This is a genomic window from Variovorax sp. P4_D9 (assembly GCF_056401695.1).
Genome location: NZ_JBFUIU010000162.1, coordinates 1 through 14,167, shown reverse-complemented (window position 1 = coordinate 14,167; position 14,167 = coordinate 1). Strand labels below are relative to the sequence as shown.

At 69.1% G+C, this 14,167-nt stretch carries 10 protein-coding genes and 2 pseudogenes; 3 read left to right on the top strand and 9 right to left on the bottom strand.

Features of this window, described 5'->3' with window-relative positions:
- Window positions 1–112 precede the first annotated feature (112 nt).
- Together glnK and AC1DY5_RS18715 are read right to left on the bottom strand one after the other, a co-directional pair.
- Complete coding sequence (glnK, locus tag AC1DY5_RS18720; RefSeq protein ID WP_162565354.1) at window positions 113–451, bottom strand: P-II family nitrogen regulator; 339 nt, start codon at window positions 449–451, stop codon at window positions 113–115.
- Between the two features lie 57 nt (window positions 452–508).
- Window positions 509–1,363 (bottom strand): TorF family putative porin, encoded by an 855-nt coding sequence (locus AC1DY5_RS18715; RefSeq protein WP_478113692.1) that lies wholly within the window; start codon window positions 1,361–1,363, stop codon window positions 509–511.
- A 168-nt stretch (window positions 1,364–1,531) separates the two neighbouring features.
- Here AC1DY5_RS18715 and AC1DY5_RS18710 point away from each other — a divergent pair.
- The 3 genes and pseudogenes from AC1DY5_RS18710 to AC1DY5_RS18700 form a co-directional block, all read left to right on the top strand.
- Window positions 1,532–2,993 (top strand): annotated as a pseudogene (locus AC1DY5_RS18710) (YifB family Mg chelatase-like AAA ATPase); the annotation flags it as partial.
- 234 nt (window positions 2,994–3,227) lie between these two features.
- Window positions 3,228–3,916, top strand: a pseudogene (gene aqpZ / locus AC1DY5_RS18705) (aquaporin Z); the annotation flags it as partial.
- A gap of 837 nt (window positions 3,917–4,753) precedes the next feature.
- Window positions 4,754–5,959 carry an MFS transporter gene (locus tag AC1DY5_RS18700; protein WP_478113690.1) on the top strand — a complete coding sequence of 402 codons (1,206 nt, stop codon included), beginning with the start codon at window positions 4,754–4,756 and terminating at the stop codon, window positions 5,957–5,959.
- On the opposite strand, the gene AC1DY5_RS18695 is transcribed toward AC1DY5_RS18700, so the two are convergent.
- The 7 genes from AC1DY5_RS18695 to AC1DY5_RS18665 all read right to left on the bottom strand — a co-directional run.
- Window positions 5,952–7,136, bottom strand: coding sequence for a fumarylacetoacetate hydrolase family protein (locus tag AC1DY5_RS18695; protein WP_478113689.1), 1,185 nt, complete (start codon window positions 7,134–7,136; stop codon window positions 5,952–5,954). The two genes, AC1DY5_RS18700 and AC1DY5_RS18695, sit on opposite strands and share 8 nt — an antisense overlap.
- 67 nt (window positions 7,137–7,203) lie before the next feature.
- On the bottom strand, window positions 7,204–10,902 hold the full coding sequence (locus AC1DY5_RS18690) for a molybdopterin cofactor-binding domain-containing protein (RefSeq protein WP_478113687.1): 3,699 nt from the start codon (window positions 10,900–10,902) through the stop codon (window positions 7,204–7,206).
- Window positions 10,899–11,378, bottom strand: coding sequence for a (2Fe-2S)-binding protein (locus tag AC1DY5_RS18685; RefSeq protein ID WP_478113685.1), 480 nt, complete (start codon window positions 11,376–11,378; stop codon window positions 10,899–10,901). The genes AC1DY5_RS18690 and AC1DY5_RS18685 overlap by 4 nt, the downstream gene beginning before the upstream one ends.
- Window positions 11,379–11,391: 13 nt before the next feature.
- The gene (pncA, locus tag AC1DY5_RS18680) at window positions 11,392–12,108 is read right to left on the bottom strand and encodes a bifunctional nicotinamidase/pyrazinamidase (RefSeq protein WP_478113683.1); all 717 of its coding nucleotides are present in this window, start codon (window positions 12,106–12,108) and stop codon (window positions 11,392–11,394) included.
- Window positions 12,109–12,134: 26 nt separating this feature from the next.
- Window positions 12,135–12,869: an ABC transporter ATP-binding protein gene (locus tag AC1DY5_RS18675; RefSeq protein WP_478113682.1), complete on the bottom strand. Its 735-nt coding sequence runs from the start codon at window positions 12,867–12,869 to the stop codon at window positions 12,135–12,137.
- Window positions 12,866–13,669, bottom strand: coding sequence for an ABC transporter ATP-binding protein (locus AC1DY5_RS18670; RefSeq protein ID WP_286521711.1), 804 nt, complete (start codon window positions 13,667–13,669; stop codon window positions 12,866–12,868). Before AC1DY5_RS18670 ends, AC1DY5_RS18675 begins: the two co-directional genes overlap by 4 nt.
- Window positions 13,666–14,167 (bottom strand): branched-chain amino acid ABC transporter permease (locus AC1DY5_RS18665; protein ID WP_478113681.1); only part of this gene is annotated, 502 nt, incomplete at its 5' end. The genes AC1DY5_RS18670 and AC1DY5_RS18665, both read right to left, overlap by 4 nt.

The following is a 14,167-nucleotide window of genomic DNA, read 5'->3' as shown; positions in this document are numbered from 1 at the left end:
GGCGGCGGGCGCTTGCGCGAAGCCGGAGGTACCGGCGCCGAGCAGGCTCAGGCCCAACGCAAGTGAGACAAGGAATTTTTTCATTTCGGTTTGTTCTTTCGTGCCTAACGTGTCAGAGGGCTTCGCGGCCCGTTTCGCCGGTGCGGATGCGCACGACCTGCTCCAGGTCGTAGACGAAGACCTTGCCGTCGCCGATCTTGCCGGTGCGCGCCGCGCTCTCGACCGCCTCGATGACGCGCTCCACCAGTTCGTCGGCCACAGCGGCTTCGATCTTGACCTTCGGCAGGAAGTCGACGACGTACTCGGCGCCGCGGTACAGCTCGGTGTGGCCTTTCTGGCGTCCAAAGCCCTTGACCTCGGTGACCGTGATGCCCTGCACGCCGATGGCGGACAGTGCCTCGCGCACTTCATCGAGCTTGAATGGTTTGATGATGGCTGTGACCAGCTTCATGATGTTTCTCCTACAGATGAAAGAGGACGGCGCGGCGGCAAGCCGCGCCGCGTGCGTTTACAGCGTCTTGGTCAGCATCACGATGAAGCGGGTCGCGTTGGGCGAGAAGGTGGTCTGGCCGATCGGGCCGATGGGCGTGGGGATGCCCGGGCTGGAGACCAGGTTGAACGCGCTCTGCTCATTGCCGCCCTGGATATAGCCGCCCAGCGTCAGGCCGCTGCCGAAGTCGTAGGCCGCACCGACGTTGTAGTCGAGGTAGTCCTTGTAGCCCAGGCTCTTGATGTCGCTGSTGAAGAAGGTGTAGCCGATRGCTGCCTTCAACGTCACCTTGGGAATGATTTCCTTGGTGTAGGCCAGGTTCARRTARCCGGTGTTGGTGCCGTCCAGGCCCGAACCGCCCTTGTTGCCGGCGTAGTTGAAGTAGTCCTTGGAGACCGTCCACGAGTACTTGGCCGTGAAGGCGCCGATGTTCTCGTCCGCCCAGGTGCCCGCGCCGTAGATTTCGGTGGTGGCGCCGGCGCTGTTGCCGGGGTAGACATAGGTCAGCACGCCGACGTCCCAGTCGATCGGGCCGCCCTTGAACTTGTAGCCGCCGTAGAAGTCCATCTCGACCGAATTGCCAGGCAGCCAGTTGACGCTCGAGTTCCAGTTGCCGATGTAGAAGCCGCTGGAGCCGAAGGCGTAGTCCAGGCCGCCCTGGATCGCCGGCTTGACGTAGTCGGAGTTGGCGAAGCCGTTCTTTCCGATCACGTCCTGGTCCTGCCCGCGGAACTTGTAGTTGGTGGTCAGSGAGACGTTGGCCGTGAGATTCGGCGCCGGTGCKGCAGCGTCGGCGGCGGCCTGCGCGCTGGCGAGCATCGGCAGGGCGGCAAGCGCGCCCACAGCCAGGATCTGGACGGATTTACGGTGCATCATCGAGCGGGACTCCTCGGGCGGTGTTTTGAAAGTGGTTAGGAATCCTTCGCAAGCAGGGAGCGTGCCAAAGCGCATCCCCCCGACGGGGCAGGGTTTTACGCCTGACGCACTTGGTCACAATGAAGAACAAGAGATTGACGCACCATTTTGGTGAAATGGAGCGAAATGAGTCTGTCTTTGGTGCAGAGCCGCGCCTTGCTGGGTCTCGAAGCCCCAAATGTCACGATCGAGGTGCATCTGGCAAACGGATTGCCCAGTTCACGCTGGTCGGCCTGGTCGATGTCGAGGTCAAGGAAGCCCTGGAAAGGGTCCGCTGCGCGATCCAGAACGCCGGTCTCGAATTCCCGACCACCAAGCGGATCACGGTCAACCTGGCGCCGGCCGACCTGCCGAAGGACTCCGGCCGCGAACCTGCCGATCACGCTCGGCATCCTCGCGGCCAGCGGCCAGATCGAGGCCGATCGGTTGGCCGGCACGAATTCGCCGGCGAACTCTCCTTGTCGGGGCAGCTCCGGCCCGTGCGTGGTGCATTGGCCATTGCGCTGGCGCTTCACGTCCGCGGCATCGCCACCCGGTTGGTGCCGCCGGCCGAAAGCGCCCAGGAGGCCGCGCTGGTGCCGGGCGCCGAAGTCTATGGGGCCCGTCACTTGATCGACGTGGTGCGCCAGTTCCTGCCGGCCGGCGCAGTGCCGCCGGCCATCGCGAGGGCCGAGGCGGCCGAGGACGGCTGGGCGCGGGTGCTGGCGGTGCCGCCCGGGGCGCCGGCGCGCCATCCCGACCTGGCCGAAGTGAAGGGGCACGCGGGCGCCAAGCGGGCCCTGGAGATCGCCGCGGCCGGCGGCCAAAGCCTGCTGATGGTGGGCCCGCCTGGCTCGGGCAAGTCGATGCTGGCCCATCGCTTTGCCGGGCTGCTGCCGGCGATGAGCGTTGACGAGGCGCTCGAGAGCGCGGCGGTCGCCAGCCTGGGCGGGCGTTTCGAGACCGCGCAATGGATGCGCCGCCCGACCGCCAGCCCACATCACTCGGCCAGCGCGGTAGCGATGGTGGGCGGCGGATCACCGCCGCGGCCGAAAGAAATCTCGCTGGCCCATCATGGCGTGCTGTTCCTGGACGAGTTCCCCGAGTTCACGCGCTCGGCGCTGGAAGCGCTGCGCGAGCCGCTCGAGACCGGCACCATCACGATCTCGCGAGCGGCGCGACGCTCCGAATTCCCGGCTCGCTTTCAGCTGAGGGGATGAACCCCTGCCCCTGCGGCTGACGTGGATCGACGCTCAAGGCGTGCCGCTGCACGCCGGACCAGGTGGCCTGTTACCAGGGCAAGCGCAGCGGCCCGCTGCTCGACCGCATCGACCTGCACATCGAGGTGCCGAGGGTGTCGGCACCGCAACTGCTGGAGGCCTCGGCCGGCGAGCCGACCGAGACGATCCGCGGGCGAGCCGTGGTGGCGCGCGAACGCGCCCTGGCGCGGCAAGGCGGACCCGACCAGGGCCTGGCGGGAAGCGAGCTCGACCGGCACGCGCCGCTCGAGCCAGCGGCGCTGAAGTTCCTGCGCACCGCGGCGGCTCGGCTGGGCTGGTCGGCCCGCAGCACGCACCGCGCGCTCAAGGTGGCGCGGACCATCGGGGAAGCTGTTCCGTTTACATTCTCTAGCACGGTGTTTCCATGCCGCGGGTCTTCCGGCGTGCGCCGGGGTGCTTGGGCCTGCAGAAAACCGCCGCTTTCGTGAACAACGGCGCATCGCCGCGACCTCCCCCGCGGTGCCCTCTTTCTTCTTTCGGATGGCTTCCTAGAATGCGCCCGCCCTCGACTCCGGTCGGTGGGCTTGTTTGTCACACATGAAGATTCAGGGATCAATAAAAAAATGGAACAGAGCACCTTCAAGAAGCTGTCGGCCGAATTCGTCGGCACGGTCTGGCTCGATTTCGGCGGTTGCGGCAGTGCGGTACTCGCTGCCGCCTTTCCAGGCCTGGGTATCGGCTTCGTCGGTGTCTTGCTGGCCTTCGGCCTCACGGTATTGACCGGCGCCTATGCGCTGGGCCCGATTTGGGCGGCCACTTCAATCCGGCGGTGTCGGTCGGCCTGGTGGTGGGCGGGCGCTTCCGCGCCGCCGAGCTGCCCGGCTACGTCGTCGCCCAGGTGCTCGGCGCCATCGCCGCCGGCTTCATGCTCTTTCTCAACGCCACGGGCAAGCCCGGCGCCGAGATCGGGGGCTTCGCCACCAATGGCTTCGGCGAGCATTCGCCCGGTGGTTTCGGACTGAAGGCGGCGCTGCTGACCGAGTTCGTGCTGACTGCCGTCATCCTGATCGTGATCCTCGGCGCGTCCGCGAAGAACAGCGCCGCGGGCTTCGGCGGCCTGGCGATCGGCCTGTGCCTGACGCTGATCCACCTGGTCTCCATCCCGGTCACCAACACTTCGGTCAATCCAGCGCGCAGCACCGGACCGGCCCTGTTCGGCCCGGCCATTCCCATGGACCAGCTGTGGCTGTTTTGGGTGGCGCCGATCGCGGGGGCGGTAATCGGGGCGGTGATTTACAAGGTGCTGCTCGCGACCCCAGTTGCCGAGGCACGCGCAGGCTCGCTCGACCTTCGGCTCCAGGCCCGATCCGTAGTGCCCGCTGCTGGCGATAGCCGCCGCCTTCGTGACCGTTGCGCAACGTCAATCGGCTTCTGGAGCCCTTGGCGATGTCGCCGCCCAGTGCGTATGTCACTACACCCACCATGCTGCACGTGCTTCGCGGGATGTCGAAATAGATGAACATCTGACGCTGTGCGGTGAACTGGACAGGCGCCTCGTCGCGGACGCTCGAGCACGCCGCGAAGCGGCACGATTTGAGGGTCGCCATAAGCCCGCCGGCGTTGGCCAGAATGTCCGTGATTTCGATCTTCAACACGGGCGCGCCGTCCGAGGTCGCGGTGGGTTGGGCGACGACATACTCGAAGGGTTCCAGCAGTTGGTCTTGCACGGCTTGCTGCAAAGAAGCAGGTACATCGTAACGGTCGTCAGCTTTGGACAGTTGAAGCCCTTCGGCGTCTTGCGCCGTATGCGATGGATGGCATCACAACGGTATTGCGTGCCGTCGCAGCTGGCGGCGGCAGTTCTGGCGCTCATCGGTTCTCCGACGCATTGGTAAGTCAAAGAGTCGTCGTGGAGAGGCAGGAAGCAGCAGATGGCCGATCAGGTCGCCGCCCGAGACGACGCTCGCTTCCTCGCCCCCATTCACCCAACGTCGACGCTGCGGGCGCCGCGTAGCCCGGATTCTGGTTTCAGGACGTCCTTCAAACCTTCCGCTGCAGCGAAAGCAGGCGTTTCGCAGAAAAACGAAGAAGCATCGCCATGCCCAGGTGGCCCCGCTGACGCCAACGCGGCGCCCAGTAGAGTTGCCCCATGCCCTTCTCCCCTTCACCGCGGCCTACCTACGACCGCCGCCTCGTCGGATGGCTGTCGTTGGGCCAGCTCATCACCTGGGGCAGCGTCTTCTACACCTTCGCGCTATTGATGGAGCCGGTGGAGCGCGAGCTTGGCCTGAGCCGGGCCCAGTCCTCGCTCGCCTTCAGCCTCGCGCTGCTGGCCGAAGGCGCCATGGCCTGGCCTGTCGGCCGGTGGATCGACCGCGGCCACGAGCGCGCGGTGATGACCGGCGGCTCGCTGCTGATCGCCGCCGGCTTGCTGCTGCACAGCGTGGTCCACAGCGCGGCCGGCTTCTATGTGGCCTGGCTGCTGCTCGGCACGGCGCTCTCGGCCACGCTTTACACCCCGGCCTTCGCGGTCGTCACGCGCCGCTTTCCGAACGACTTCCGGCGCGCGATCATCACGCTCACCTTCCTCGGCGGGCTGGCCAGCACGGTCTTCATCCCGCTCGACGCCTGGCTGATCGCCCGACTGGGCTGGCGCCATGCGCTGTGGGTGCTGGCCGCGATCCACCTGCTGCTGTGCGCGCCGCTGCATGCGTCGATCCTGCGCCATGCGCCGAAGCGCAGCGTGGCCGCCCCGGCGACGAGCGCTGCAGCGCGGCGATCCGTCGGCCACTACCTGCGCAGCGCGCCCTTCCTGTTGATCGGTGTCTTCACCGTGCTGCTGATGGCGGTCACCGCTGCGCTGCCGCCGCACATGGTGAGTCTGCTGCGCGGCGCCGGGTTGTCGGAGACCTGGGCCATCGCGGTGCCGGCTGCCATCGGCATCGTGCAGGTGTTTGGCCGCGCCATGCTCTATGTCTTCGAGCATCACTTCGACCTGCACCTGGCGAACCGGCTGATCCCCTGCCTGATCCCGATCGGCCTCGCGACACTGCTGGCCGGCGCCGGCCATCCCGGAGCGGCGCTGGCCTTCGTGCTGTTCTACGGCATGGGCAACGGCATGCTGACCATCGTCAAGGGCACCGCGATCGCCCAGTACGTGAACCGCGAGCACGTCGCCACGCTCAACGGCGCGCTCGGCCTGCCCAGCGCAATCGCCCGCGCCCTCGCGCCACTGATGCTGGGCCTGCTGTGGACGCCCGCGGGCGGCTACACCGCCGGCGTGTGGATCCTGCTGGCAGCAAGCCTGGTCGCCGTGCTGGCCCTGCTCGCCGCCCAGCGCAGGCGAGTCAAATAATCCCGCGGCCCGCGAGATTGCGCATCAGCGCGCCGATGCCGAAGGTCCAGCGCGGCGCCTGGTCGGCATGCACCACGCGGTTGTGAAGCGCGCCGACTTCGGGCGCCGAGATCGTCACCTGGTCGCCGACAACGTGCGTGAAGCCCTGGCCCGGGCCATGGCGGTCCTGGGTCGGCGCGAACATGGTGCCGAGGAACAGCATCAGCCCATCGGGGTAGGCATGGTGCGGGCCGATCGCCTGCGACACCAGGTCGAGCGGGTCGCGGCTGATCTTCGCCAGCGAGCTGGCGCCGTCGAGCGTGAAGCCCTCGGGGCCGACCACCCGCAGCGCCACCGTGATGCGGCGCACGTCGTCGATGCCGAAGTGCTCGTCGAACAGGCGGATGAAGGGGCCGATCGCGCACGACGCATTGTTGTCCTTGGCCTTGCCGAGCAGCAGCGCGCTGCGGCCCTCGAAATCGCGCAGGTTGACGTCGTTGCCGAGCGCCGCACCGAGCGTGCGGCCGCGGCTGTCGACCGCCAGCACGACCTCGGGCTCGGGGTTGTTCCAGATCGAGCCCGAGTGGATGCCGACGTCGGCGCCGGTGCCCACGGCGGCCAGCACCGGCGCCTTGGTGAAGATTTCGGCGTCGGGCCCGATGCCGACCTCGAGGTACTGCGACCAGGCGCCCTGCGCAATCAGCACCTCCTTGACCTTGGCGGCCTGCGCCGACCCGGGCACGATGCCGGCCAGGTTGTCGCCGAGCACGCCGCCGAGCGCGGCGCGGATCGACTCGGCCTTGGAGGCATCGCCGCGCGACTGCTCCTCGATCACGCGCTCCAGCAGGCTGGCGATGAAGGTCACGCCGCTGGCCTTGACGGCCTGCAGGTCGCAGGGCGCGAGCAGCCACGGATGCTGCGGGTCGCGGCCGGCCTCGTCGCTGTTGGCGAGCGCCTGTTCGAGCGACGCCACACGCTGCGTGCTCTCGTCGCGCAGGGCCTCGCGCACTGCGCCGACCGGGTCGTCGTGCTCCAGCAACTGGCTCGCGGTAGCGGCGACGCGCGAAAGATCGTGCAGGCCGCCCTCGTGCACCGCGACCAGCACCGGTCCGACGTCGGGCAGCCAGAGGCGCCCGACCAGGGTGGCGCGCTCGGCATCGCGAGGCAGGGACTGGGCGGGCGAAAGAATCGAGGTCATGCGAAGGTCTCCGGGGGCTGCGGCGGGCCGGTGATTCGGCCTCTACGCCGCAGATCGTAAGGGAGTCTCAGCGCGCCGCGGCGTTCGGGCCCTCCGCGCGCAGGCGCGCCACGCTCTTGGGCAGGTCCGGCCACGCCGGCTCCTGCGGCGCGAAGCGGGCCCGCATGTAGCCGGCCAACTCGGCGATCTGCGCGTCGTCGAGCGCCGCACGGAAGGCCGGCATGAAGCCGATGTCGCGCGAAGCCGGCTCGCGCACGCCGTCGAGGATGGTGCGCAGCAGGTTGTCGGGCCGCCCGCTCGTGAGGTTGCTGTTGAGCGCCAGCGGCGTGTTGACGCCGAGCAGCGCCGGGCCGTCGCCATCGTGGTGGCAGGCCGCGCAGGCGCTGTCGAACATGCGCTGCGCGGGGCCGAGCAGGCGGCCCTGCTGCGCCGCCGCTGTGGCGACCACGCGCTGCGCCCGGGCGTCCGCCGCCTCGGGCGTGGTGGCGGGGTTGAAGGACTCCAGATAGCTGGCCATGGCGCGGATGTCGGCGTCCGGCACCGCCGCCAACTCGCGCACCACCTCGGCCATCGGGCCGCCGACGGTGCCGTGCTGTTTCGCATGGCCGTGGCGCAGGTAGCCGTAGAGCGCGTTGGCGGTCCACGGCACGGCCGAACTCGACAGCGCGGTCAGCGCCGGCGCCTCCCAGCCGTCGACCATCGCGCCCGACAGAAAGGCGCTGCCGCCCTGCTCCGCGCCCAGCGCATTGCGCGGCGTGTGGCAGGCGCCGCAGTGGCCGAGTCCATTGACCAGGTAGGCGCCGCGGTTCCATTCGGCGCTCTGCATCGCGACCGGCTGGTAGGGCGCCGGGTCGTGGTACAGCGCATTCCAGCCGGCCATTAGCGGGCGCAGGCCGAACGGGAACCTGAGCTCGGCCGGCGGGGTCTCAGCCCGCACCGGCGGCAGCGACATGAAGTAGGCGTAGAGCGCCTGCAGGTCGTCGTCGCTAGTCTTGGCGAAGGCGGTGTACGGAAAGGCCGGGTACAGGTGATGGCCGTCGCGCGAGATCCCCTCGCGCATCGCGCGCTGGAAGGCCGTGAAGGACCAGCGGCCGAGGCCGGTGTCGGCGTCCGGCGTGAGGTTGGTGGTGTGGAGGGTGCCGAAGGGCGTCTCCATCGCGCGACCGCCGGCGTTGGGCGTGCCGCCCGGCGCCGTGTGGCAGACCGCGCAGTCGCCGAGCGCGGCGAGCCTGCGGCCGCGTTCGACCGTCGCCTCGCTGTAGACAGGCGCGCTGAAGCTGACCGGCGCGATGGCCGAGCGCCAGCCCAGCAGGCCCGCGACCGCGCCAATGCCGCCGACGATCAGCGCCCCGGCGCCGGCCCAGAGGCCGCGGCGCTTCGGCCATGGCGCGGATGCCGGCAGTTCTCCCCGTGTCGCGCCGGGGGCGACTTCACGCCCGGCGGGCGCCGGCAGCGGATTCAGCGCCGCCCGCACCACCTCGGGCGTGAACGGCGGGGCCCGGAATCGCACCCCGGTGGCATCGAAGATCGCATTGGCGATCGCCGCGGTGCCCGGCACCGAGGACGACTCGCCCGCGCCCAGCGGCGGCTCGCCGGGGCGCTGCAGGTGCATCACCTCGATCACCGGCACTTCGCGGAAATTGATGATCGGGTAGCTGCCCCACTCGCGGCTGGCGACCACGCCCGAGGGCGGCACGCCGGGCAGCAGCGCCGCATCCGGCGCGCCTTGCGGCGCGAAGCGGACCTGCTCCTTGAGCGCGCGGCTGGTTGTCTGCACCACGTTGCCGTGGATCTGGTGCTCGACGCCGGCCGGGTTGACCATCAGGCCGGCGTCATGGCCGACGACGACGCGGCGCACATGCACCTCGCCGGTCTTGCGGTTGACCTCGACATCGGCCACCCAGGCCGACCAGGCGGCACCGAAGCCCGGCCACTTGCTGTGCACGTAGCGCGCATAGGCGAAGCCCTGGCCGAACAGGACGTCGCCGCCGGGGCCGAGGCCGCCATCAATGTTCTCCTGGGGACCGCTGCGCATGCGCCAGCCGGCCTTCTGCGCGGTCTCGCGCACCAGTTCGGCGGCGCGCGGATCGTGCAGGTGGCGCAGCCGGAATGCCACCGGATCGACGCCCGCGGCGGTCGCGAGCTCGTCGACGTAGGACTCGTGCGCGAACGAGCTCGGCAGCGCCGAGACGCCGCGCAGCCACGAGGCGCGGACGATCGGCGCCATGTCGTTGACCTTCACGCGCAGGTTGGCGTAGCTGTAGGGCGGGCGCGCAGTGCGGTCGCCCATCTCGAAGGCTTGCGCCGCCGGATCCATGGTGCGCGTCAGCAGCAGCGCCAGCGTGGGCGCGCCGTTCGACGGATAGGAGGTCTCGAAGTCGTAGCCGGCCACGCCGCCCTCGGCATCGAGCCCGCCGTTGATCCGCATCAGCTGCGCGGCGCCCTTGGGCTCCCACAGGTGCTCCTGCTCGCGCGTGAGCTGTACCCGCACCGGGGCGCCGACCGCGCGCGCCAGCAGCGCCGCGTCGGCCGCGACGTCGTCGGCGCCGTTGCGGCCGTAGCAGCCGGCGGCCTCCATGCGCACCACGTCGACCGCGATTTCGTCGAGGCCCATCAGCGTCGCGAGATCGGCGCGCAGCACGTGGGGGTTCTGCGAGCCGGCCCAGACACGCAGGCCGGCCCCGTCACCCGGCTGCCAGTGCGCGAGCGCGCACGAAGGCCCGATCGAAGCGTGCATCTGGTAGGGCCAGACGTAGGTGCGCGGCATCGGCTGCGCGGCACTCGCCAGCGCTGCATCGACATCGCCCTCGTCGACCAGCAAACGCTGCGTCGACGGGTTGGCGCTGATCGCGCCTTCGAGGTCGTCGAGCGAGGGCAGTCCGGGCCAGGCCTTCCAGTGCACGCGCAGTTCGCGCAGGGCCTGTTCGGCACGCTCCTCGCGCTCGGCGACGATGCCGACGAAGTCGCGGATCACGACCACCGCGCGGATGCCCGGGATGTGCGCGATCGAAGACTCGTCGACCGACTCCAGCGTGTTGCCAATGTAGTCGCCATGGTCAGCGCCCGCATAGGGCGGCCGCACGACGCGACCGTGCAGCATACCGGGCAGGCGCATGTCGTGCACGAAGACGGTGTCGCCGGCCAGCTTGGCGGGGATGTCGACGCGCGGCTGCGAGCTGCCGACGATGCGGTAGTCGGCCGGGTCCTTGAGCCGCTGCCCGGCGTCGAGTTGCAGCACGGCCTGGCCGCCCGCCACCAGCTCGCCGATGCCGATGCTGAAGGCCGGATCGTCGTCGGCGAACACCCGTCCCTCGCGCACAGCGAGCAGGTGCTGCTGCACGCCGAAGTGCTCGGCCGCCTGGGCCAGCAGCCAGCCTCGCGCCTGCGCCGCCGCCAGTCGCAGCGGCGCCGCGTGGAGCTGGATCGAGGCGCTGGCGATCGTCGCGCCCTGGTTGGGCGCGCGCGCGGTGTCGCCGAGCATCATGCGGACTTGGGCCATCGGCACGTCGAGCTCTTCGGCCACGATCTGCGACAGCGCCGTCCGGATGCCGGTGCCGAGGTCGACGTGGCCGTTGAGCGCGGTCACGCTGCCGTCGTCCCAGACCGCAAGCAGGACCTCCGGGCCCTCTGCGAGATTGCCCGACACCAGCGCGGGCTGGCCCGGCGACGGCGGCGGGGCCGGGGGCGTCTCGCGCACGACGACGAGAACGCCGTCGGCCTGGAGGAATTCTCTGCGCGTGCGGGGCAGGTCGGCGCGCCGGCTCACGTCTGCGCGCCCTTCGCGATCAGCAGCGCGGCACGTTGCACGGCGGCCAGAATCTCGATGTGCGTCCCGCAGCGGCACAGGTTGCCCGAGAGCTCGCTGCGAATGCGCGCCTCGCTCGGATTCGGTTCGCGCGCCAGCAGCGCCGCGGCCTGCATCACCATGCCATTGAGGCAGTAGCCGCATTGCGCGGCCTGGGAATCCTCGAAGCCCTGCTGCACGGGATGCCAGTGGTCACGCGTGCCCAATCCTTCGAGCGTGGTGATCTCGCGGCCCGCGACGCCGTGCGCCGGAATCACGCAGGCCCGCGCCGCGATGCCGTCGACCCACACGGTGCATGCGCCGCATTGGCCCAGGCCGCAGCCGTACTTGGGACCATTGAGCCCCAGGTCGTTGCGCAGCACATGGAGCAGCGAGGCCTCGTGCGACGCCGCGAGTTCGACGCTGCGTCCGTTGACCTTTAGTGCGAACCCCGGCATCTCTCGGGACGGCCTAGACGATGTCGCTCGATTGGATGCGCTTGACACCCTTGGCGGCCATTTGCTTCCAGGCCGCTGCGAGCGAACCGTTGAGGTCGATGGCGCGGGTCGCGTCCTCGATCACGTAGACCTCGAAGCCGGCCTTGCGTGCATCCATCGCGGTCCAGGCCACGCAGAAGTCGGTCGCCAGACCGGTGACGAACACGGTCTTGACGCCGCGCGTCTTGAGGTAGCCGACCAGGCCGGTCGCGGTCTTGTGGTCGGCTTCCTCAAAGGCCGAGTAGCTGTCCATGCCCTTGTGGAAGCCCTTGCGGATGATGATCTGCGCGGTCGGCAGCTTCAGGTCCTTGTTGAGCGCGGCGTCGTCGGTGCCTTGCACGCAATGGTCAGGCCACAGCACCTGGTTGCCGTAGCTGAGCTTGGTGGTCTCGAAGGGCTTCTTGCCGGCGTGGGTGCTGGCGAAGGACGCGTGGCCCGGCGTGTGCCAGTCCTGCGTGACCACGATGTTGTCGAAGGCCTCGGCCAGCTTGTTGATGACCGGCACCACCTCGGCCCCGCCCTTGACCGGCAGCGTGCCGCCTTCGATGAAGCAGTTCTGCACGTCGACCACGATCAGCGCCGCGTTGGCCGCGGGCTTGATCTTCGCGGCGGCGAAGAGCGGCGAAGCGCCGAGGCCGAGCAGGCCCAGCGCGGCGGTGGACTTCAAGAGGGTTCTGCGGGTGTTGTGCATGGTTGTCGCTCCTCGGGTGGATGAAATCAGACGCTGAGATAGGCCCTGCGCACCTCGTCGTTCGCGGCCAGCTCGGCCATCGACGCGTGGTAGCGGATCTGCCCCTTCTCGAGCACGTAGGCCCGGTCGGACACCAGCTCCGCGAAGTGCATGTTCTGCTCCGACAGCAGGATGCTTACGCCCTGCGCCTTGAGCTCCAGGATCATGTTGGCCATCTGCTCGACGATCACCGGCGCCACCCCTTCGGAGGGTTCGTCGAGCAGCACCAGGTACGGGTTGCCCATCAGCGTGCGCGCCACGGTCAGCATCTGCTGCTCGCCGCCGCTCATGCGGCCGCCCGGGCGGTTCGGCATCTCGCCGAGGTTCGGGAACAGCGTGAACAGGCGCTCGGGCGTCCACAGCGGCGCGTCGCTGCCGTCGTTCCAGCGCCGCGCCGGCTGCTTGCCGACCTCGAGGTTCTCCATCACGCTGAGGTCGGTGAACACGCGCCGGTCCTCGGGCACGAAGCCCAGGCCCAGCCGGGCCGCCACGTGCGGCTCGCTCTTCGAGATGTCGTGGCCGAGGAAGCGCACCGCGCCGCGGCGCTTGGCGAGCATGCCGATCAGCGCCTTCAGCGTGGTCGACTTGCCGGCGCCATTGCGGCCCATGAGCGCGACCACTTCGCCGCGCCGCACTTCGAGGTCGACGTCATAGAGGATCTGCGCGGCGCCGTACCAGGCGCAGAGCGCCTTGGCTTCGAGCAACACTTCATGTGAACTCATGCGTGCTCTCCCACCGCCGCGTTCACCGCGGCCGCTTTCTCTGCAATCTTCTCGAAGGTCTTGCCGCTGCCGAAGTACACCTCCTGCACCTTCGGATGGTCGCGGATCTCGAGCGGCTTGCCCTGCGCGATCAGGCGCCCGCGGGCCAGCACGATCATGCGGTCGGCATAGGCGAACACCACGTCCATGCTGTGCTCGGTGAACAGCACCGCCATGCCGCGGTCGATCACTAGTTGCTTGGTCAGGGCCATCAGCGAGTTGCGTTCCTTGGGCGCCATGCCGGCGGTGGGTTCGTCCATCAGCAGCAGCTTCGGGCTGTTGGCCATCGCGATCGCGAGCTCGACGCGCTTGACGTCGCCGTAGGCCAGCACGCTGCAGGGCCGGTCGGCCTGGGCCTTCATGCCGACCTGGTCGAGCAGCGCCAGCGCCTCGTCGCGCTTGTGGTCAGAGGCGCGGCGCCAGGTCGAGAACAGCTTGTGGTCGTGCGACAGCAAGGCCATCTGCACGTTCTCGGCGACGGTGAGCGAAGCGAAGGTTTCGGCGATCTGGAAAGTGCGGCCGACGCCGAGGCGCCAGATCTCGCGCGGCTTGCGGCCCACCAGCTCCTGGCCGTCGAGCAGGATCGAGCCGCGGTCGGCCTTGAGCTGGCCGTTGACCATGTTGAAGGTGGTCGACTTGCCGGCGCCGTTGGGGCCGATCAGCGCCAGCAGTTCGCCGGCCGCGAGTTCGAAGCTGATGCCGTCGACCGCCTTCACGCCGCCGAAGGACTTGCCCAGTTCATTGACCTTGAGAAGGCTCATGCCTTCACCTCCTTGAGGTCGACCGCCTCGGCCGCGTGGCGGCGCCGGTCGAAGAGCTGCTTGGCGAAGCCCGCGATGCCCTGCGGGAATAGCAGCACCAGCAGCAGGATGATGCCGCCCAACATCGCGCGCCAGTAGTCGGTGTTGCGTGCCACTGTGTCGTGCAGCCAGGTGAAGGTGACCGCGCCGACGACCGGGCCGGCCAGCGTCTGGATGCCGCCCAGCAGCACCATCACGAGGCCGTCGACCGACTTGCCGACGCTGAGTGATTCGGGCGAGATGCTGCCCTTGGAAAACGCATAGAGCGCGCCGGCCAGGCCGGCCGCGGTGCCGGCGATCACGAAGGCGACCCACTGCATGCGCTTGACGTCGATACCGATCGCATCGGCCCGCAGCTGCGAGTCGCGGCCCGCGCGCAGCGCATAGCCGAAGGGCGAGAACAGCACGCGCCGCAGCCACCACACGCCGAGCCCGACCAGCGCCAGCGTGACCCAGTAG